We start from the raw sequence: 21723 nt of genomic DNA, 5'->3' as shown, positions 1-21723 counted from the left end.
GTGACCGAATAGCACAAAAAAAGGCCGACAGCGCCACACTGCCAGCCCTTAACCAAGGTTTTGCATTCAGTTTTAGCCAATATCCCACACCAACTCGCCGCTAAGCACGCGGGCAATTTGATCGGGAAAGGTTTTGACCGAAATTGGCTTGGCGATAAAGCCATGAAAGCCAGAAACTCGTGCCCGCTCAGCCTCTTCGCGTGAGCCATTGGCCGTCATGGCCACAACTTTGGTGCGCTTGAGTTCAGGCAAGGCCCGCAGTTTCTGAAACACAATATGGCCGTTTTCGCGGGGAATTCGAATATCAAGCAAAATCAAATCGAGAAAACTCAAAATTGGGTTTTGGCGCACCTGCGGCGAGTTAAGCCAGCTAAAGAAGGCATCGCCAGAAGGTCGCGCATTGCAGTAAGCAACCCCAATCTGCTCGCGCAGAATCCGTAAGGTTAAATTCATGCTGTCAACGTTATCTTCGATTACCATCACTTTCGCACGGCTGGCTACGACGATAGGCGAAGCGCTCGGTCGAACAACCGGATACATGGGCTTGCTCCAAAACGAATACAATAACCGTTTCTCCGCAGCAGCCGTCGATGCATTGCTGGTTAGTATTCATCATAAGTGCTCGATAAAAGTCATCCTAGAGAGTAGTCCTTTTGGGTCATCGAGCTAGTACCCAAGGCACTGTTGTAGTGTACCTGAATTTTGACGCTTAAATATCAAATTTGGGTTAAGAAAATTGGGCCTAAATTTAGCCAATTTTCATCCAAAGCTACGAGCGTTTGTAGCAAACCCAACGGCGGTTTGTGCTGGCCCTTGCGTGCTATGCGGCTGCAAGCTGATTGAAATGAATAGCACGCAAGGCCATTGCCTGATTTGCTTGGCTAGTGTACCGTAGGGCTAGCAACTGGCGCATCGACTGTTAACCCGATTTCAGCGCCAAGCAACCTGCCATCGCTCACAAGGAGTCGCTCGCGTTTATGCCAGAACCACGATCATTTGGCCAACAATTGCGCGAATATCGTCACCAACGCCAACTCACCCAAGCTGCTTTGGCCGAGGAAGTTGGCTGCGCGGTCGAGAGTATTCGCAAAATGGAGGCCAATCGCCAGCGTCCATCACGCAGTTTGGCTGCCCGTTTAGCCACAATGTTGCAGCTATCAAGTGCGCAAAGCCAGCTTTTTTGTGCTCAAGCGCGCATGGTTGGCACTGCTGAAGCCAAGCAACCGCCAAGCGGCTTGCCCTTAACTGCCAGCAAATTAATCAATCGCCAAAGCGAAGTTGCAACGCTGCAAAGCTATCTCAACGCTGAGCATATTCGCATGATTACGTTGACAGGGCCGGGCGGCGTGGGCAAAACCCGACTAGCCTTGCAAATTGCCCAACAAAGCCCAAAGCAGTTTCCTGATGGAGTCTATTTTGTCGATTTGGCTCAAGCTACTAGCGTCGCCGAGCTTGGTTTAGCCCTGAGCCAAGCCCTCAATTTGCCAAGCAGCAAATATAGCTGGCAACGTCAAATGCAGCTGCATTTTCAGCACGCGCGAATCTTATTGATTCTCGATAATCTTGAGCAATTGCTGAGCGCTACCGAAGCCTTGCGCTGGTTGCTCGATCACACGACTGGCCTCAAATTACTGTTGACTAGTCGCGCCTTATTACACTGCGCTGGCGAATATGCAGTGCCGCTTGCGCCGTTACGTTTGCCAACCGTCAGCGCCACACTCAACGAACTCAAAACCAATCCAGCGGTGCAATTATTCGTGCAACGCGCCCAAAGCTTGAACCCGCAATTTACCCTAACCAGTGCCAACGCCGAGGCCATTAAGCACATTTGTTGGCAGGTCGATGGCTTGCCCTTGGCCTTGGAATTGGCGGCAGCACGCACGCGCTTGCTCACGCCAGAAGCCTTGTTGGCCTATTTGCAACCGCCCTTGGCCCTGTTGACGACCAATGATCCAACTGCGCCAGCTCGCCACCAAAGCATGCACAACGCGATTAATTGGAGCTACCAACAAATTTCGCCGCAACAACAGCAACTGCTGCGCCAATTGGCAATTTTTCAGGCTGGCTGTACGCTTGATGCGATTCAGGCAATCGTACCCAATCTACAACAGCTTGATCTGCTCGATCAATTGGCGGGGTTGATTGATCATAGTTTGTTAGCGATGCAGGCTGAACCAGAGCAGCCACAGCGCTTTCGCATGCTCAGCTTGATTCAGGAATTTGCGGCGCAAGAATTGAGCGACCATGGCGAATTAAACACGCTTGCCCAACGCCATCTTGAATATTATGTTATGTATTGTGAATCGCTGAGCGAGCAGGTGTTGGAGATGCGCCAGGCCCTTTTGGCCGAGCGCGAGAATATTCGGGCAACAATTAATTGGGCAATGCGCACGCAAAACTGGCCAGCAGCCAGCACCTGTATCGTGCCATTGGCTGAATTTTGGTATCGTTATGGAACGAGCGAGGAGCTGCAACGCTGGCTTGATTGGCTAAGCACTCAGCCGCTCACGCCAACGATTCACGCCCGTTGCAACGAAATGCAGGGCTATATTGCGGCCTTTTTGCAAAGCCAATATCGCGCTGGCCAAGCCTGGTATCAAGAAGCGTTGGCCCAACGCCAAGCATTACAACAACCAGCGGCGATTGCCGAAAATCTGGCAAAATTGGGCGAAATTGCCATGGAGCAAGGCCATTATGCCCAAGCGCTTGAGCATTATCGCAGCGCCTGTAGCCTCTACGAGCAGCTTGGCGACCAAGAAGCGGTGTTTGCAATGCACGATTGCCAAGCGATGGTTTTAGTGCGCCAAGGTCAATTCAGCCTTGCGCAACAGCTTTTGCAGCAAAGTTTGGATTATTGGCAGCAGCAGCACATTTTGCCGAGCCTCGCATTTAGCCTGAATTATCTCGGCGTGATTGCGCTCTATCAAAGCAACTTTGCCAAGGCCCAACAAGCCCACGAACAAGCCTTGGCAATTTGGCGCAGCCTTGATGATCAACGTGGCATCGCTTCGGCCTTGAATGCGCTCACGCCGGTTTTGCTCCAGCAAGGCCAAATTGCTAGCGCACTGACCGCAATCCAAGCCAGCCTAAACATTCGTTGGAGCCTGCACGATTATGATGGCTTGGCATGGAATTTGGAACGCTTTGGTGAATTATTAAGCATGCAAGGTCAGGCCGAATTGGCAATTCAAGCGTGGAGCAAAGCCCAGCAATTGCGTGCTGAATTGGCTTTGCCGTTATTCGAAGCTGAACAACAACGCTTACAGCCGCAAATCATCCATTGTCAGCAACAAATAAGCTCAGCTCAATGGCAACAAATCTGGTTCGATAGCCAAAGTTTAGGTTTGGCAACCCTGATTGAAACGCTTTTAGCTCAGGCTTAATTCTTAAATTTCTTTAAAAATACCCCGCTTTTGCCCCGCTTTTTATCCTTCTGTTGGCTCGTGGCGTTTGGTCTAATACAGCTGCTAGTCAACGAAGGAGGCCATGCGCAGCGCAAACCGAGGCCCATAGAAAGTGGCACAATCTAGTACGGGGTACACGATGAAAGTTTATAAACCAATGCTCAAACTCATTGTCGCGTTTTTGGTCTTTTTACCGCTCGTCACCAGTGCAGCCAGCAGCACCGAGCACTTCAGCCAACCAATCAGCAATTCGAGTATGTTTAGCTGGTATACCAACTCGAGCACGGCGACTGGCACGGCCAACGTGAGCGATAGCCAAGCCCAAGATGGCAAAATTTTGCGGCTCTCGATTGGCGCGAACCAAGGTGCGTATCCGGGCCAAGGCTCGAACTTGGTTTCACGCCAAATGTACCATTATGGCACCTACGAAGGCCGCATGAAAACCGCCAATTGCGCCAGCGACGAAGGCGTAATCAATGGCTTTTTTACCTATTTCAATGATGGCAGCGATAGCAATGGCAATGGCTTGCCTGATAACAGCGAAATCGATATTGAATGGCTATGTGCCGAGCCGCAATCAATTTTGATCACGATTTGGACTGATTATAACGACCCAACCGCAATTAGCCGTCGAGTCTATCGCAAGATCAATTTGGCCACTGGCACAGTTGAATATACCCGCTATGCCACAACCTTCGGCGGGAGTTATACCGATTTATCGAACAGCCAAGGCGAAAATCAGCCAGCCACGGTGCAGGCGATTCCAGGCTACAATTCGGCCACCGCTTTCTACGAATATGGCTTCAATTGGACAGCAAGCAATGTGACCTTGTGGGTTGTTAATCCCAGCAATGGCCAAAAAATTGTGCTCTGGGATTATCGCGGGCCAAGTGCGCGAATTCCACAAAATCCAGCAGCATTTATGGTCAACTTGTGGCATCACCCCAACTGGACTCCAGAATGCTGCGCCAACGCCACCAACCCACCACGCGCCACCCGTTCGCTTGATGTCGATTGGTTGCGCTTCACGCCCCAAGGCGACATTCCAAGTGATACGGTTGCGCCAAGCGCGCCAAGCAATTTGCAATCAGCAAGCAAAACCCATAACAGCGTGAATTTGAATTGGAATGCTGCAACCGATAATGTTGGCGTAGTTGGCTATGATATTTATCAAAATGGCGGCAGCAATCCTGTTGCCAGCACCAGCAGCACCAATATCACAATCAATGGGTTGAATCCCAGCACCGCCTATAGCTTTGCGGTCAAAGCGCGTGATGCGGCGGGCAATCGCTCGGCCAACAGCAACAGCCTTAGCGTCACGACCAACAACCAACCGACAACCGGCAACGGCTTGCAAGCAACATTTGTCAAAACCTCGGATTGGGGCAATGGCTACGTTGGCGTGTATCGCATTACCAACAATGGCAGCAGTGCCGTCGATGGTTGGACGCTCGGCTTCGATTTGCCAAGCAACGCCACAATTGCCAGCTGGTGGGATGCGACCCAAGCGAAGAATGGCAACCGCTACACCGCTGGCAACGTAGGCTGGAACCAACGAATTGAGGTCGGCCAAACCCGCGAATTTGGCTTTAGTGGCAGCTACAGCGGCGCATGGGTCAATCCAAGCAACTGTATTGTCAATGGCCAAAGTTGTAGCGGCAGCACGACCAGCCAAAATCTGGCACTTGGGCGACCAGTCCAAGTTTCTTCAGCAGAAACCAGCGCGCTGGGCGGAGCGAACGCCATCGACGGCAATAGCAACACGCGCTGGGCCAGCAGCTACAGCGATCCGCAATGGATTCAAGTTGATTTGGGTAGCAGCAAAAGCCTGAGCAGAGTTGTGCTGAATTGGGAAGCAGCCTATGCCCGCGCCTATCAAGTGCAAGTTTCCGATGATGCCAGCACATGGCGCACGCTGAGCACGGTCAGCAATGGTGATGGCGGCACTGATACGCTGAATGTCAGCGGCAGCGGACGCTATTTGCGGGTGTACGCGACCCAACGTGCCACCGAATGGGGCTACTCGCTATGGGAGATCGCCGCCTACAACTAAGAATTAATGCTAACCCTCTTCAACCCCTTCGTTCTAGTTGAACGAGGGGGTTTTGGTGCTTAAAGAGCGCGGTTAACGCTCCTTTTTAAAAGGATAGAGCGCCATGAATTCGTGGGAGTTTCAGCTACATATGTACGCTAGAGACGCGCGTTTCAAGGCGTTGCTAGCCAGTTTCTGGGGCTTGCACAAAATACCTTGCCATCGCTAGACTACACAGTAATTAATTCAAGGAGATTTTAGGCTATGAGCAAGCAAAAACGACCACTTTCAGCAAGCGAACATCGCATTATGCAGCTTCTCATTCAAGGCCAGCCCAATAAAGCGATTGCGCTTGCCTTAAATTTAACCACCGGCAGCGTGGAAACCAGCTTACACCGTATTTATACCAAATTAGGGGTTGATAATTGGGTGCGGGCCGCCTTGATCTATCTCCAATTAGCCAATCATGCCCAGCAATTTCCACCAACCGAAAACGGCTCACGTGCATGAATCCTGTTAGATTAAGCTAGCAATTACTAGATTAATCACGCAAACTGGGGGTACAATACTGCTAGCATAACGCTGACCAACAGCATTTCAGCGTTTTTAGCATGTGATGGAGTACTCATGGAAGCCACAGTTGGTCAAACCAGCCCTGCACAAACAACCAGAGAAATAGCATTTTCGGTGCTCGATTTAGCCACTGTTTTCGAAGGCAGCACGCCTGCTGATGCGTTTAAAAATAGTTTAGCGCTGGCGCAACATGCAGAGCAGCTCGATTTTAAACGCTTTTGGCTGGCCGAGCATCATAATATGGCCAATGTTGCGAGCGCTGCTACTGCGGTGGTTATTGGCCATGTTGCCGCAGGCACCAAGCGCATTCGGGTTGGTTCTGGTGGGGTGATGTTGCCCAATCACTCACCATTAGTGATTGCTGAACAATTTGGCACGCTTGAATCGATCTACCCAGGGCGCATCGATTTAGGTTTAGGCCGAGCACCTGGCACCGATGGCCGCACGGCTATGGCCTTGCGCCGCGATATGATGGCCAGCGCCGAGCGCTTCCCCGATGATGTGCGCGAACTGCAAGCGTATTTCGCCGAGCCTAGCCCCGGCCAATATTTGCGGGCAATTCCCGGGGCGGGCTTGCATGTGCCGTTGTGGTTGCTTGGCTCAAGCACGTTTAGCGCACAGTTGGCGGCCAAATTAGGCTTGCCATTTGCCTTCGCAGCTCATTTTGCGCCAACCCATTTGTTTGATGCCTTGCAGTTGTATCATCAACACTTTCAGCCATCGGCCCAACTCGCCAAGCCCTATAGCATGGTTGCAATCAACGTGATTGGCGCGGAAACCGATGCTGAAGCCCAATATTTGTTTACCAGCATCCAACAGGCCTTTTTAGATATTCAGCGGGGCACACCGCGGCCAATTCCAGCGCCAACCAATGATCCAGCCAAACGCCAAGCGCTTGATTTTGCCTTTGCCCAAAGCCCAATGTTGGCCTACACCGCGATTGGCACGGTTGATACCTTGGAGCAACGACTCAGCCAGATTATCAAAGAAACTGCCGCCGACGAAATTATGGTCAGCGCCAATATTTACGACCAAGCAGCGCGCAAGCGTTCATTTGAAATCGTCGCCGCCGCCCGCGATCGAATCAACGCCAAACGCCTAGCCCAATAAAACCGCTCATCAGCGGCATGCTTAACCGATTGCTGGTTAAGCATGCCGCTTTTTATGTTGGGCAGCATATCCATCAAACGAATGATTGTTCAATTGCCTGAGAGCAGCTATAATCGTGGCGTTGATTGGGCTGATGAGAGCAGCCTAACCCCTCAACATAGCCTCATAATGCTTACGCTTACTCTCACACAAACTAATTCTGTTGAATTGCAATCAAGCTGGTTGTAGGCAGTACTATTTTAGGTCTGAGAAAGGGAATTCGATGAACACATGGAAATTACGTGGCCTTGGCTGCATAGTGGGTTTAGGTTTGGCAATTGGCTTGGCTCCGCAAGCCTCGCGGGCCGATGGCATTGTATATGTTGTGTCGGGCGGTGCTGGCAACCAAACAGGCAACGATTGGGCCAATGCCAAGGATCTCCAAGCAGCTCTGCAAAGCGCAGCATCGGGCACGGAAATCTGGGTTAAACACGGCATTTATCGCCCAACAACTGGGACAAATCGCACAGCTTCTTTCACGCTTCCCAATGGAATTAAGCTCTTTGGTGGTTTTGCTGGCGCTGAAACTAGCCGCCAAGAGCGTAACCCGCAGCAACATCCAAGCATTTTAAGCGGCGATTTACTTGGCAATGATGCTGGAGCAGCCAATCAAAATAACGCAACTCGCGGCGATAATAGCCACCACGTAGTTTATTGCATCAACAAGCCAGATTCCATTTTAATCGATGGCTTTGTAATTCGGGGTGGTCAAGCGACTAGCCAAATATTCCCACTGAATATGGGTGGTGGGCTATTAGCTGATCGCTGTAACTTAACGATTTTAAATAGCGCTTTAATCAGTAATGCTGCCCTGTTTGGCGGCGGAATTCTCAATCTCGATAGCACGCTAACGCTTGATCAAAGCATCATTGCTGGCAATTGGGTATTGAGCACTGGCGGCGGGATTGAAAATCAACAAGCTGGGATTGTTAATCTACGATCAACCGTATTTGTTGGTAATATTTCCCAGCAGAATACCGTGAGCGCGATTGCCAATGCGGGCGGCACGCTGAATCTGCATAACAGCATTGTTTGGGGCAATAATGGCATCGCGCCAATCAACGGCTCAAATAATAATCGCAACCTCACCGTGAGTTATTCGATTGTACAAGGTGGCTTTGTTGGTACTGGCAATAGCAGTGCCGATCCGCAGTTTGTTGATGCTGATGGCGCTGATAATGTGATTGGCACGCTTGACGATAATATGCAATTGCAAGCCAATTCAGCTGCCCGCAATGCTGGCAATACAAGCTTGCTACCAACCGACCAAACAGACCTTGACGGCGATGGCAATATTGCTGAACCAATCCCATTTAGCATCGATTATTTGCCACGGATTAACGAGGGTCTGGTTGATATGGGGCCATACGAATATCAAGGCAACGAGCCAACAATCACGCCAACGCCAAGTATTACGCCAAGCCCAACCACCACGGCGACAGCGACACCAACCCAAACACCGACGGCAACGGTTATGACAAGCGAAACGCCAAGCCCAACGGCAACCACTGGCACGCCAGTTATTCCGCTAACAAACCTAATCTATCTGCCAGCGGTAACTCGCTAAATTTCAAGGCGGCTGCGTTGGAATAGAAAGCAGCCGCTTTTTCGCGTAAGCAAGCCCAAACCTGTATAATAGGCCCAAGCCTAGCTTAGCAGGGAGATCGCGATGATCGCATCGGTACGGGGTGTTGTGCAATTTATTGGTCTGGATCAGGTGATCATTGACGTGCATGGCGTGGGTTTGGCGATTGCTGTCCCACGCACGGTTTTAGCGACGATTGGCGCTGTCGGTGATAGCGCACAGCTCTATACGCATTTGCATGTGCGCGAAGATATGCTGGCCTTATTTGGCTTTAATTCGCCAGCCCAACGGGCCTTATTCGAGTTATTGCTCGGTGTGAGTGGCATCGGCCCGAAGGTAGCCTTGGCGCTGCTTTCTGCCGCCAGCCCCGAAGAATTGCAACAGGCGATTGCCCGCGAAGATACAATCATGCTCTCCAAGGTGCCAGGCATTGGCAAAAAAACCGCTGCCCGCTTAGTGCTTGAACTCAAGGGCAAATTTGGCGTAAGCACGATTAGCCATCAACTCAGCACTAACCCCGGCTTACTCGCGATCAATACCGAATTGATCGATATTTTGACCAGCCTTGGCTATAGCAGCACCGAGGCCCAAGCAGCGCTCAATGCCCTGCCAGCAGATGCGCCCGCCGACACCGAAGAACGCCTACGCTTGGCCTTGCAATATTTTGGCGGCGTGTAAAATAAGCGGTGAATTTAATCGCTAAATTCACCGCCTCCCAACTATTGAATTTTGCGAATTTCCTGCACCGCATCATCTTCAAGCGAGATAATTCGGATAGCAACTCGTTTACCATTATTGAGATGCTGGGGATTAATTGAATTGCCGATAACTTTTGCAAAGACTATTTTTTTATTGTCTAGTCGCACATCCCAAATTTGTTTATTAACGCGACCAACAATCGTTCCAGAGACAGTCTGATTAACTTGAAGTGGCTTTTCGGGCTTTCTCGGTACAACTAAGCGGCGATTGATCACCCGTAGCGGAGTTGGCAAGACTGGCCGCAAACGATATTCGTTAACCGTTTCGTCATAGGCGCGAACAGGATCACCAACAACCCAGGTTGCACTAACCTTCCGTTCAATCTCTAAATAGCGCACAACCTCAGGCCATGGTCGTGGCTCTGTTTGTTCAAATCGCGCTGTATCCCATTCGAGCATCGCTAGTAATTGCTGAATCCGTGGGATCAGGTTAAATTCGCTAACCCCACGCGCTTGCTCGCCACTCTGTTGCAGAATATAGGCACAAAATGATTGACGTTTAGCTAGCAATTCCTCATCAACAAGGTCTAGTTCAGCGCGAAGCCAATTGCTATTAGGTTGGTTAAACAATCGGCTATATCGTACTTGGCGGTCGGTTATAGCAATTTGATAGTTAATCGCTATCGAGCCAAAACCATAGGGTTTGCCCATACCCAGTTTTAGGCGATAGTGAGGGCTTGCTGCCAACTCCAGCACATAAATCAAGGCTCCTAATTCCACATCGCTGAGATTTTCAAAAGTAACTTGAAATTGGAATTCGACCCCAGCTTTAACTGGCCGTAGCTGGGTGCTCTGGGTTGAATCAGCGCTTGCCTCAGGATCATGGCGATCAGCAGCGTTAAATCGGCCATGATGCCAGTATTGTTTATGCCCGCGAATCGTTGTGTCGGTGCGATTATCGCCATAATGGCGCAACGATTTAAGCTCGGTTGCCTCTTGGGTCAAATAATGCTGGAAGGTTGTCGGCTTTGGCGATGCTAAAATCCGCGGAGTAGTCTCAGTATCCCATAATGGACTCTCAGCGATTTCTTGATCAACCAGTTTGGCATCACTAAAACGCAGACGGCTAGCATAACTCGTAATATGGGGAGTATCGTCGGTGGGTTCACGATGCACAAAACCAAACATAGCTTCTGTCAAATCAACTAGTGGCGCATCAGCACCACCAGTTCGTAAGTGCAGTGGAATCAAATCATACGGGCTATTGGTATAGGGCAAACGAAACATTCCAGCCCGCCCAAAAAAGCTCACTTGCTGCGGTTTATAGGGATCAACAATAAAGAAAATCGGGTCACCGTTAGCAAGTTGGCCATTGCGTTGGGGAAATGCCTGAGTTTGCCATTGGCTCAATTGATCTTCATCATGAAACCGTTGTAATTGTTCATTCTCTATCCGAAATGTCTGTTGTGGTATTTGCTGAATCAAGACATATTCATGCTTTTTACCAGGCACATCACCAGTAATCACCAAGGTTGCAGGTAGCCAACCATCGCCCTGCCGTTCACTAAGACTCATTTCAGCAATTTTATGGTTATTCCGCGGCTTGACCCAAATTTTTTGGTATTGATGGCGCTCGTTGGGAAGTTTGGTACGGCGATAGTTGGTATAGCGTTGCCGAATATGCTGCTCTAAAATGCTAATTGGAATTTTATAAAATTTGGTTTCTTCGATCACGCCACCATCACGCTGCAAACGCAAAAAACCAGCTCGAATCTGATTGGTCATGCGCTTACGGTAGTGTTCGCCAAGATTGGTCTTATCGACGCTGCGGAAAAATAAGTTCTTGCGCGTCACTAAATCGATTTTGCTATGGCTCACAATTTCGACTAGGCTGCGCAATAAGCCGCGTAAACTGCTGCCAGGAATGACCGCCCGTTGGCCTGGTGAAGCAAAAAAATCGGGTTTATTTTTGGTTGGGGTCGTCCGAGCTTCATTTGATTGCTGTTGCAACTCAACTTCTTTGATTGAGGCTTCAAATTCAGCCTCTGTTAAGCCACAGCGCACATAGAGCGGAGTCTCCGTTTTGAGGGTACAACTAATTGTGCCCGTATGCCGATCCGCAAAATATTGATCATGGCGAACTAAATATTGAGCTTCAGCAGGTTGAGGGTCAAGCTTCGATCGATTTTGTCGATCAATCGTCACAACCCGCTGTTCATCTGAAACCACTTCAGCAGGCACAGCTTTTTCAGGCAGCGGGATAAAATTATAGGGCGCAAACGCCTCACGTTGTGCTGCGAAATCATTCAAATGTTCAGGCACGCTCGCCATGGTAGACCTCCTCGGCAAATAATTCGACTAAACGACTGGCCCGAACATAGGCGGCTCCGGTTCGCGAATCAAAATCTAAAATATGCCGCACCACTAAACGAGCAGGGCGGTGGTCGGGGTCTTGAGGCGCAACTTTTCCAAAAAAGCGTTGTTGAGGCTCAAATACCAAGGGCAGCGTATGGGGCATGGCTTGAATCCCATCAGTTAATGTAGTAAAGCCCTTAAATGTTGTTGATGGATCGCCCTTAGTTCCCCACAGGATTTGCGGCTCATCAATATATTCTTGCGGATCAGCTGGGTCGGTTATCAGGGCGGCGTGCCAGCTACCGCCATTATTCCAAAGTAATACTTCAGCTTTAGGGCCAAAAATTCGACATTGTTGCAAGGTTTCTAAGCTCAGTTTTTGAGGCTCACAGCCCAAATGTAGCACTCCATCGTCAAATTTGCCCCAAATCACACAATCAAGGCTATGGGCTAGCATCCATTGACATTGATAGGCTTGAGCTTGGGTTTGCAACCATGGTATTAGATTAATAGTTGGCTCAATTGCGATTGTTTGCAACATTTAAGCCCCCCTCAATACATCAACATACATTTGTAATCTGTCAGCACTCGGCGAATCAATGGTTAATTGGCCATCAACTTGGTGAAAATGATAAGCCTCATTGCCAATCCAAAGCTTAAATGAGCGACCCGCCAATACGCCACGGCCAATGCTTTGCTCGCCACCAACCGTCAAATCGCCCAGCCAAAGATCTTTAATGACCAACAAAAGCAAGCCAATATCGTGATCAGTAGCCTTATTGATTGTGAGATCGAGCGTAATTTGGGTTTCTTGCAAGCCCCAGACTGGTTGTTCAGCCAACAAGGCACTAGGGTATGGGCCACCAGTAAAGCGATCGACGGCGATTCGGGTTTGAATATAGTCGGTGCTCGCTTGTTTGATTAAACTATCGTGAATCCGCACCCGACTCATTTGCGCCTTGCTATTACGCGCTTGGTCGTCGGTTGCTACATAACCAAATAATTCTTTAATCAGATCATCGGGCGCTGTTGGTTGTTGGGCCTGATTTTTGAGGGTTGCTAAAATCTTTGCCGCTCGCTGGCGCATAATTCCAGCCCAGCTAGTGCCTGGAATAACTGGGTAGCGCGAGCCATCGGCTAAGCGCGTTTCAAGGTAGGTGTCATCAGGAGCATAGGGGTTGCTCCTTGCCGAGCGAATCAGCAACGATTGTTCAAGCCCAAATTCAACTTGGATTTGGCATTGGCTGGGGGGCAAGCGATCGAGCTTAAGGCCCAAGCCTTCGCCAATATTTGGCCCAGCATAGGAGGGAACTGGCGGCTGCTCACGATCAAACAACAACCATTGCAACATTTGATCAGGCTCAGTTAAGCGATAATGCCAAATCTGCCAATTGGTTACTTTGCAGAGGCCTAAACCACGTTGTTTGCGCATGCCCAAGGCAATTTGGCCAGCCTCTAAGCCATACAATGCTTGTGCAAGCAATTCAAGTCGCTTTTGATTATACTCGGTTGATTCTTGCCACTTAGGAAATTTGGCCTGCTGATCGAAGGGCACTTCATGCAGCAACTCAAAATACAAATCGAAACATGTGCCAGCAGGCAGTAACTCAAGATCGTATTTGGCTCCATCACTAGCAGTACGCGTAGCGCCATCAATCTGCACCCCATCACGCACCATCGATAAGACAATCGTGGTACTAATTGCATCGCTCACCAACAACGCACTTTGATCGCCCGTGCTATCGTCACTATCTAAGCGATCGCCAAATAAGGCCCGTTCATCGGCAAAGTTCTTTAAATAGGCGCGAAGTGCTCCTGCAATTGAACTCCCTGGAATTAACGCTCGTGCCTCAACTAAATCGCGCAACAAGGCCATATCGGTTGGAAGATCACTAGCGCCATTGCTAATCAGGGTTGGTGCTTGCAACTCAAGCCACCCATGGATAAGCGTTCGAGCAATGATATAGCGTGTTTCACGCTCTTGATAGAGTAATTGCGCATTGGCAGGCACAGCAAAATCAAAAGCCATCTCAACCTCGCTTTTTCAATAATGGCTGTTTGCGAGCCATCGTTACAATCGCAATAATCAAGCGAGCATGGTATTCCACGGCCAGTTGTGGGGTTAGCTGCAAAAGCTGATCGCCAAACTGTAAGGGTGGAATCTGCCACAGCGTTAACAGCTCTGCTTGCTTGGTTTTGAGCAAGGTCTCCAACGATTGATTATTCGACAAACTGGTTGCCCGCAGATGCTGACGCGCAATTTGGGCTGTTTGGTTTACCTTGGCATGCAGGGCATCAAGCAGAACTTCGACAGAGCCCTCAGTTGTTTGGTTAATTGCCAAAGCTTGAATTTCCGCCAGTAATTCACGACACCACAATTCGACGCGCCCAAATAAGCTATTACGTGAGTTTAATTGCTGCTTGATTTGATACGTGCCAATCATGTCAATCAAGGCTTGATCAAGCCGCTGGCGCAACAAGCGATCGCCCATCTGTTGCAACAGCTTGGCCGCCTCAGCAGCAAAAAGCGTAGTTGGTTGCTTAATTGCTGGTTGGAGCAATAATGCTGGCTTTGGCTCGCGTAAAGAATCGGTGGCAGTCAGCTTAATCACATGGTTCTGTAAATTATCAGCAAAGCTAATCCGGCCAAAGCCTTCATTGCGGCGTTCGCCAATACCGTGCTCGATTAAGGCAGACCAATCAGCCCGCGCCTGCTCCCACACCAAGACACTGCCAGCCGCCAAAGCCGAGGTTTGGGGCAATGGCAACCCCCAAGTGCGGTTAAAACCTCCCAGCACGGTATAGCGTAGTTTTGATTTTGCAAGGTTAAGTCGCCCTTGGTGCAGGCCAAAGCTAGCCGCCAAAGCAGCTGGCGCAAATTCAGGGGCAGTTGGCTCAACCCCAATTCGCGCATATTGCCCATACTGATCGCGAATAATTGCATCGCTCAAAAGGGTCATTGTTACAGTTTCGCTAGTCGGCAGTTGGCTTGCTGGCTCATATGGCCATTCTTGCCAATCTGTGGCATGATTTTCACGACCAAAAAGTTCAACTCGCTCAATCAGCACCGCACCATAACCAGCGCTCCGTGCTTTGCCCAACCACAGCTGTGAGTTTTCTAGTAATAATTGTTGGAAGCAATGGAGGCTAGCTTCATCACCAAGAATAATTGCCCGAAAGCGCTGATTTGGCGCAATTGCGACATAACGATACACCGCCCCACTGCCCCGCAAACTCCGCCCTTTGGCTCGATTGCGGGTGGTATGAATATTCAAATGGCGAACTGTATCGAAAATATGTTGTGACCCAAGCCATTCATATTTAGGTTCTTTGGCCTTTTCCTCATCTGAGCTGGAAACCTGCTTGGTTGGTGGTTTGAGCTTCTGAATCGTTGGTAGCATGCGCGTTTCGTCTACGGGATCAACCGGGTAGGCATGGAGAAAACGCACCTGATTACTAAAGAATAAATGTTGAGCTGGCTGTTCTCGTGGGTCAAGTTGCCGTTCAGAGCCTTGGCGTTGCAGATAGCGGCTGATGATCGCACCACGTAACACGCCGCCAGGAATATAGCCAAAACTATTAGCGCTGTTAGGATCGCCATCAAGCGCACTGACTAAAACTGGCTGCTTGGTCACTATATCAATTATCAAAGGATTCATGCAGGTTTCTCCGTAAATTGACGCAACCTTAGCGGATTCAATGGGCTGCCCTGCTGATCAAACAAACGGCACTGAACTTCGCCACGACCACGGTTACGACTTGTGCCAAGATGACGCAACGCATAACAGCCAGCTACCAGCACTGCTTCTTGGGCTGAGGTTAAGGTTGGGCAGGTAATCATGCTAATAAAAGGAGTAGTCCGCAGAATCACGCGCATCGCCCGTAAACTATGTGCATCGGCAATGCCAACACCATCAATCGCTGTTTGGCGGCGAACGCCGGTTAGGCTCGCTAGAATTTCATGGGGTTTAAATTGCGCCTGTTGGGCTACGACGCGAACGGCATCGGGCAATAAAGCATCGCCTACCTGCAATAAACCTGAGGCTGCGGTCGTACTCCCGCCAACACCAAACAGTGTATCGCATTCAGCTTTTAAAGCAGTGCCATAAGGATGTACAGCAATTAAGTTTTCGCATTCTTCGCGCCATAAACCCTTTAAGCTGCGCCCCCGTAAATAGGGCAAACCAAGGCTGTCTTGTTCAACTTCAACATCAACCAATCCAGCAATTCCATCGCCACGCCCAAAGGTGGCATCACTTTTCAATTCAATTTTAAGATAATAGAGGGTCATGCTATACCCCCTGTACTTCAGCCAATGGCGGATAATGCTCCATCAGTTCAATGACATCAAAATAGAGGGCAAGCTGTTTGGGCAATGTTCCTGCTTCAATCACATCATCAGTTGCCCAAGCATCCTGATGTTGCAAACCAGCAAATTGGGTTAACGTGAGCGGTTCACGCAAATTGGCTTGCCAATGCTCAGTCGCTTGTTTGCCCTGACGATTAACATCTTGAAAGGCAATTAATTTATTGCGCCGTTCCAGCCAAGGACGGTTAAAGTTCTGAATTGCTCGCTTAACATTCGTCCATAAACGCCAGCTGCGATCGCCATCAAGCATCACTGGGCGGATGGTTAATGTTTCGCTCGCATTCAAAGCATATTCAACCTGACGTAATTCCGCTAAGGTGTGAATACGCCCACTCGGAGCAATTTGCCAATCCAAAGCACTTTGTTTTTTACCAGTCAAGCTGCTGCTCAAATCTTTGGCCGATTTACACAATTCTTCAGCCAGATCATAAGCGCGGGCAAATGGATAATGGGTGCGAAAAATCGTAATTCCGGCACAAGCACTTAGTTCATTAGGAAACGATGTTGTTTCTTCAGGAAAATTCTGTTTCAATTCCGTAATCAATGCTTTGCTTTGCCGAGTAAATTGTTCGAGCAACACAGGAGTAACATGAAAAGCAACTCGTGCATCACAGACAAAGGTAATATCATCGCCACCATAGACTAATGGGCGTAGCGGAAAAAAGGGGTTGCCCGTATCTGGATCACGCTCTAAATGATGGGTTAATTCTTTGAATGCTGGATTTACGATGTTTTGACCAAGAAAATCTACGGTTGCATTCATTGCCGCAGCACCCAACGTATTAATTAGTTCTGAAACTTGACGATAAAATTGAATATAGTGTTTATTTGAGGTACTAATGTATGCTAATATTCGTATCAGATTGCCAATACCATTACCATCAGCATGAACCACCGCTAAATAACTATATTTACCAGTTGTTCGGCCAAAATCATCAAAATCGCGCGGGATACTGTACTTTTGATTAATTTCCTCAAACGCGTTTATTTGTTGTAATAGATCGTTCATCGCCAGATCGATTTGAGCGCTCGTTTTCGAGGCAACCTTGGTTTTAGCCACAATCTCACGCGAGATCGGATAATCACCTGGATCACGCGGAACACCAACAACCTGATTGCGTTGCAGGGTTGCCACAAGCCCCGTTGATCGGCAGGCAGCTGTTACACCCAAGCCAAGAGTCGCGGGTATCGTGGTATAGCTATTCTGGGCTTGATTAACATCAGAATGAGCCTGATTGATATAGATTTTAATATCATGCTGATCAGGGTCATAGGCAAATTGAGCAGACATCCCAATCGCAAAGCGTAAACCTGCGGCCTCTCGGAGCACCCGCAAACTATATTGGCGTACCCATAGTTTGGCCTGCTTCATGGAATAGAATAGGATGCAGGCATTACCACCACCAGCAAAAATTACCTCAGCCTCAGTTTCAGACGGATCAATCCAGCCTTCGAGACCATTGTCGGGGCAACTCGTAGCACGTTTCACCAAATAGGAAGCCCCAATATTCTCACGCAGACGGTTGCTACTAAAAATATAATCCTGAATTCCACCAATCTTGATATACACAACGACTGCTTCTGGTTGGGTCATACCAATACCCTTTCTACTATCGGCAGGCAATCTTCAACGATAAATGGGATAATGAAAAGAAACACAGTGCAACAATTAATCAGCTTTTTTGGTTGGCACAATCTTACAGTTATAAAGGAGCATTTGTAAAGAGTAATCTTTCATGTTTAGCCCATGAGTCAGCTACAATGTAGGCCATGCAGGTAGCTGCATAATAGGACTCCTACGAATGATTCTCGTTAGGATGGCCGTAAGCTCGCGCTGGCATACTATAGTCAAATCCTTCCTCCTCACACACACTCTTCTCTCCTACAAGCGGCCCAACTGGGCCGTTTGTAGTTTTAGCCCCATAAAAAACCGACCAACTAAGCTTGCTCAGTCAGTCGGTTGATGACGCAGGTCATTAATTATTGGGCTAAGCGCTCTTGACGAAACATTTCATACAGCACAATGCTGGTGGCAACGCCCAAATTGAGCGAATCGCAGGTGCCAGCCATCGGAATTCGCACTAAGGTATCGCAGATGCTTTGCTCAAGCACCGATAACCCAAGCCGCTCGCTGCCCATCAACAAAATCGCCGGGCTTGGGTAGCTGATGGTGTGATATTCTTGCTCAACATCTGGCGTAGTGCCAATCACATGATAGCCATTGGCCTTTTTCCATTGGCCAAATTCTTCGAAGTTGGTACGCACCATGCGCAAGGCGAACAACGAACCCATGCTGGCGCGAATCGCCGCTGGATGATAGGGATCGGTCGTGTCGCCAATCAAAATCAGCCCTTCGCAGCCAACAGCATCACAGGTACGCATAATTGCGCCCAAGTTACCAGGATTACCAACCCCGTTCAACGCAACCCAAGGCCGATCAGTCAATTGTACGTTGCTTAATGGTTCTTGCTCCAACTTAACAACCGCCCCGATGCCTTGGAGATTTTCTTTGAATGAGATGCCCGAAAAAGCGCTAATCGAAAGCTCAACCATTTGTTTGGCAGCTTTGCGCAAGGCACTGACGGTTTCGTTGGAGTGCTCGGTACGCGAAAGAAGCTCCAGCGAAATGGCCCCAATTTCAATTGGCAAGCCAGCATTAATCGCTTGGGCAACAATCCGTGCGCCTTCAATATAGTAGGTTCCAGTCCGATCGCGGGCATCGCGCGAGCGCAATTGGCGAATTTCTTTAACGATGTCGGGCAAAACTGTTTGCTCAACAACTGGTGCAGGCTTTTGGGCTTGAGCCGGAAGTTTGCGACCATAGTTATTTGAGCGATCGTTTCGATCGGTGCGTTTGGCAGGGCGTTGCTGGCTGGCTGGCTGCCGATTGGGCTTAGTTGGTTTGCGTGGCATGATACGCTACTTTCTCCCACAGCAGCAGTACAAGCATCCACTGGGGAGAGTATTTTAACTAAAAAACCGTCACCTGCCAAACGCACAAATTAGCCAAAACCGTTATTCGGCTATTTCGCGATATTCAAACCAATCGAAATCGGCCACTGTTTGGCTCGCTTGGCCTTGGCTGCTGGCGTAAAGACCAATCACCGTGCCCACAAAACCGCCAGCAATCGGCGTGCTCAAGAAGCGTCCATCGAGGTTTTCCAGCACTGGTTGCCATGCATCGGGCTGCTCGGCCACAAAGAAGCTATATTCTTGACCATAGGCCACAATCCGCAAATACTGGCGCTGGCCGCTGACTGGTACTTGGGCCAAGGTTTCTTCTTCGCCATTGCGGCAAACAATCACGCTGGCTTGCTGCTCGCCGTTGATCACAAATTGCACTTGATATTTATGATTTTGAATCAAGACCATGCCTGCAACTTCATGGGCTTGCTGCGGCTGAAATTCCAGCACAGTTTGGGCCAAAAAGTTCATATGCTGCTGGCGGCGACCAACAAAACTGGGGTTGGCCATTTGGTTAATTTGCTCAGGCCGCAACTGCATGCGCAACCAACCTGGCCGCTCGCTCAGGCTCCACCATTCTGAGCGCGGCGTGCGCAAGAACATCCAGTGCATGTCAAGCACAGCGCCATCGAAATGATCGCATGCGGCTTGCACTGGCCAACGTTGCAACGGCAAATCGGGAGCAGGATAGCTCGACTCAACTTTACCAGTGCCCGGGCTGATCAATGGCCAGCCTTCTTCCCAGCGCACTGGCGTTAGGAAGGTTTCGCGGCCAAGATTATAAAATTCGCCGCCATATGGGCGCATCGCCAACAGCACCATCCACCATTCGCCGTTTTGGGTTTGCACCAAATCGGCATGGCCAGTGCCCATAATCGGATAATCGCGGCCAAGTTGGCGATGGGTCAAAATTGGATTGGCGCGATAGCCTTCATAGCCAATCGTCAGTTCGCGGCTGCGGGCGATGGTCACCGCATGATTATATTCCGTGCCAGCTTCGGCAATCAGCAAATAATACCAACCATCAATTTTGTAAAGATGCGGGCCTTCCGTCCAAACCACACCGTTAAGCGCGCCACGCCACAAGACATACTGCTCGCCAATCAATTGCATGGTGCTGAGATCAAGCTCTTGCAACCAAAGCTCACATTGGCCCACATAATCTGGCTCGGCTTTGCCACGATTGCCCACATACCACACCCGCCCATCTTCAAAAAACAGCGAGGGATCGATTCCATCAGCATCAAGCCAATAGGGGTCTGACCATGGGCCAGCTGGCGATTGAGCGGTCACAATGAAGTTGCCATGGCGCTCTTTTCCAGCAATCAAGGTCGTAATCATATAAAACGTGCCGTCGTGATGGCTAATTGTTGGGGCAAAAATGCCAGCCGATGGATGAATTTCGTCGAGGTTGAGTTGCGAAGGGCGATCTAAAATATGGCCAATTTGCTGCCAATGCACCAAATCGCGGCTATGGTGAATCGGCACGCCGGGGAAATATTCAAAGGTCGAATGAATCAGATAATAATCTTCACCGACTCGACAGATTGCAGGATCAGGATAAAAGCCCGACATAATTGGATTTTGAAAGCGGCGTTGCATAGTGTTCCTCACACATGGAAGGGTTATATTAGTTCTTTTTTAGCAGAAATCAGTTAAGATGCAATTGAAAGTTTAGCGTTTTGGAGCAACCAATGAGCGATTTGCCAGCCAGTGCCCGCGTGTACAACAATAACATTTTGAAATTTTACGATTTTCTGGTGCACGGCATTTCCGATAGTTTTATTTGGCGCTGCCCTAAGCCCAATTTAATTCAGTGGTATCGTCAGCATCTACGCTCTCAACATTTGGATATTGGGCCAGGCAGCGGATTATTGCTGCGCGAAACCCTCGCCCAACGCAGTTTAGCGAAACTGGTGCTGCTTGATGTGAATCCAGAGTGCTTAATCCAAGCCAGCGCGAATCTCAGCCAATGGCAGCCACAGTGTGTGCGTGCCTCGATTATGCAACCATTACCGCTCAGCGAGCAGTTTGAATCGATTGGCTTGGGCTATATTTTGCATTGTATCGCTGGCACGCCTGAAATCAAAGGCGCGGTATTGCAACGCTTGGCCGAGCGTTTAACTGCTGATGGTGTGTTGTTTGGCGCAACCATTTTGAGTGCTAGCGAGCCGTTTCATAGCAATACTGCGCGCCGTTTGATGGGCATTTACAACCAGCGCCAAATTTTTGCCAACCAAACCGACACGCTGGCAAACCTCGAAACAATGCTGCAACAAGCCTTTCAGCGCTACGAAATTAAACGCATCGGCAGCGTCGCCCTGTTTGCTGGCTGGCAGTGAGAGATTAGGGATCGGTTGTTGGGGGTCGGGGGTTGGGGATCAGGCGAGGGATTCGGGAACCGCGAAGAGCGCGAAGGGCACGAAGGCTTTTGGCTTGTGGCTAGCGGAACATCATTGGAGTTGGCGACAGCTGGTTGGTACTGCACAGGATACCGATCCCCAGCCCCCGACAACCGATCCCTCGCCCATTTTGAAATCCAAGCAATTTTTTAGAAGAACTTTAGTAAAAATGCTTGTAGACTAGCTCGTTAA

16 protein-coding genes are annotated in these 21723 nt (G+C 49.4%); 7 read left to right on the top strand and 9 right to left on the bottom strand.

Going from position 1 to position 21723, the window contains the following annotated elements; genetic code table 11:
- Positions 1 to 72: 72 nt before the first annotated feature.
- On the bottom strand, positions 73 to 540 hold the full coding sequence (locus C5S61_RS25105; RefSeq protein WP_110520083.1) for a response regulator: 468 nt from the start codon (positions 538 to 540) through the stop codon (positions 73 to 75).
- 437 nt (positions 541 to 977) lie between these two features.
- Here C5S61_RS25105 and C5S61_RS25100 point away from each other — a divergent pair, with 437 nt between their 5' ends.
- The 6 genes from C5S61_RS25100 to ruvA all read left to right on the top strand — a co-directional run bounded on the left by C5S61_RS25100 (position 978) and on the right by ruvA (position 9421).
- Positions 978 to 3383: an ATP-binding protein gene (locus tag C5S61_RS25100; protein ID WP_110520081.1), complete on the top strand. Its 2406-nt coding sequence runs from the start codon at positions 978 to 980 to the stop codon at positions 3381 to 3383.
- 160 nt (positions 3384 to 3543) lie between these two features.
- Positions 3544 to 5457 (top strand): cellulose binding domain-containing protein, encoded by a 1914-nt coding sequence (locus C5S61_RS25095; RefSeq protein WP_110520079.1) that lies wholly within the window; start codon positions 3544 to 3546, stop codon positions 5455 to 5457.
- Between the two features lie 243 nt (positions 5458 to 5700).
- A complete protein-coding gene (locus C5S61_RS25090; protein ID WP_110520077.1) occupies positions 5701 to 5946 on the top strand; it encodes a helix-turn-helix domain-containing protein in 246 nt (81 codons plus the stop codon).
- A 117-nt stretch (positions 5947 to 6063) separates the two neighbouring features.
- Positions 6064 to 7119: an LLM class flavin-dependent oxidoreductase gene (locus C5S61_RS25085; protein WP_110520074.1), complete on the top strand. Its 1056-nt coding sequence runs from the start codon at positions 6064 to 6066 to the stop codon at positions 7117 to 7119.
- A 262-nt stretch (positions 7120 to 7381) separates the two neighbouring features.
- Positions 7382 to 8725, top strand: coding sequence for a hypothetical protein (locus C5S61_RS25080; protein WP_110520072.1), 1344 nt, complete (start codon positions 7382 to 7384; stop codon positions 8723 to 8725).
- A gap of 102 nt (positions 8726 to 8827) precedes the next feature.
- Positions 8828 to 9421: a Holliday junction branch migration protein RuvA gene (ruvA, locus tag C5S61_RS25075; protein WP_110520070.1), complete on the top strand. Its 594-nt coding sequence runs from the start codon at positions 8828 to 8830 to the stop codon at positions 9419 to 9421.
- A gap of 41 nt (positions 9422 to 9462) precedes the next feature.
- On the opposite strand, the gene C5S61_RS25070 is transcribed toward ruvA, so the two are convergent.
- From C5S61_RS25070 to C5S61_RS25035, 8 genes are all read right to left on the bottom strand, one after another.
- Positions 9463 to 11772: a TIGR03986 family type III CRISPR-associated RAMP protein gene (locus tag C5S61_RS25070; RefSeq protein ID WP_110520068.1), complete on the bottom strand. Its 2310-nt coding sequence runs from the start codon at positions 11770 to 11772 to the stop codon at positions 9463 to 9465.
- Positions 11756 to 12337, bottom strand: a complete 582-nt coding sequence (csx19, locus tag C5S61_RS25065) for a type III-D CRISPR-associated protein Csx19 (protein ID WP_110520066.1) — start codon at positions 12335 to 12337, stop codon at positions 11756 to 11758. Before csx19 ends, C5S61_RS25070 begins: the two co-directional genes overlap by 17 nt.
- Positions 12338 to 13825 carry an RAMP superfamily CRISPR-associated protein gene (locus C5S61_RS25060; protein ID WP_110520064.1) on the bottom strand — a complete coding sequence of 496 codons (1488 nt, stop codon included), beginning with the start codon at positions 13823 to 13825 and terminating at the stop codon, positions 12338 to 12340.
- Between the two features lies 1 nt (position 13826).
- Positions 13827 to 15455 carry a hypothetical protein gene (locus tag C5S61_RS25055; RefSeq protein WP_110520062.1) on the bottom strand — a complete coding sequence of 543 codons (1629 nt, stop codon included), beginning with the start codon at positions 15453 to 15455 and terminating at the stop codon, positions 13827 to 13829.
- On the bottom strand, positions 15452 to 16087 hold the full coding sequence (locus C5S61_RS25050; protein ID WP_110520060.1) for an RAMP superfamily CRISPR-associated protein: 636 nt from the start codon (positions 16085 to 16087) through the stop codon (positions 15452 to 15454). Before C5S61_RS25050 ends, C5S61_RS25055 begins: the two co-directional genes overlap by 4 nt.
- A 1-nt stretch (position 16088) precedes the next feature.
- Positions 16089 to 17759, bottom strand: a complete 1671-nt coding sequence (locus C5S61_RS25045) for a Cas10/Cmr2 second palm domain-containing protein (protein WP_110520058.1) — start codon at positions 17757 to 17759, stop codon at positions 16089 to 16091.
- Positions 17760 to 18145: 386 nt separating this feature from the next.
- The gene (locus C5S61_RS25040) at positions 18146 to 19078 is read right to left on the bottom strand and encodes a TrmH family RNA methyltransferase (RefSeq protein WP_110520056.1); all 933 of its coding nucleotides are present in this window, start codon (positions 19076 to 19078) and stop codon (positions 18146 to 18148) included.
- Positions 19079 to 19180: 102 nt separating this feature from the next.
- Positions 19181 to 20731, bottom strand: coding sequence for a glycoside hydrolase family 43 protein (locus C5S61_RS25035; RefSeq protein ID WP_110520054.1), 1551 nt, complete (start codon positions 20729 to 20731; stop codon positions 19181 to 19183).
- A 92-nt stretch (positions 20732 to 20823) separates the two neighbouring features.
- Between C5S61_RS25035 and C5S61_RS25030 the strand changes: the two genes are divergently transcribed.
- A complete protein-coding gene (locus C5S61_RS25030) occupies positions 20824 to 21471 on the top strand; it encodes a class I SAM-dependent methyltransferase (protein ID WP_110520051.1) in 648 nt (215 codons plus the stop codon).
- Positions 21472 to 21723: the final 252 nt, after the last annotated feature.

Source organism: Herpetosiphon llansteffanensis, from assembly GCF_003205875.1.
Taxonomy (GTDB): Bacteria; Chloroflexota; Chloroflexia; order Chloroflexales; family Herpetosiphonaceae; genus Herpetosiphon; species Herpetosiphon llansteffanensis.
This window is presented reverse-complemented; position numbering and strand designations above follow the sequence as displayed.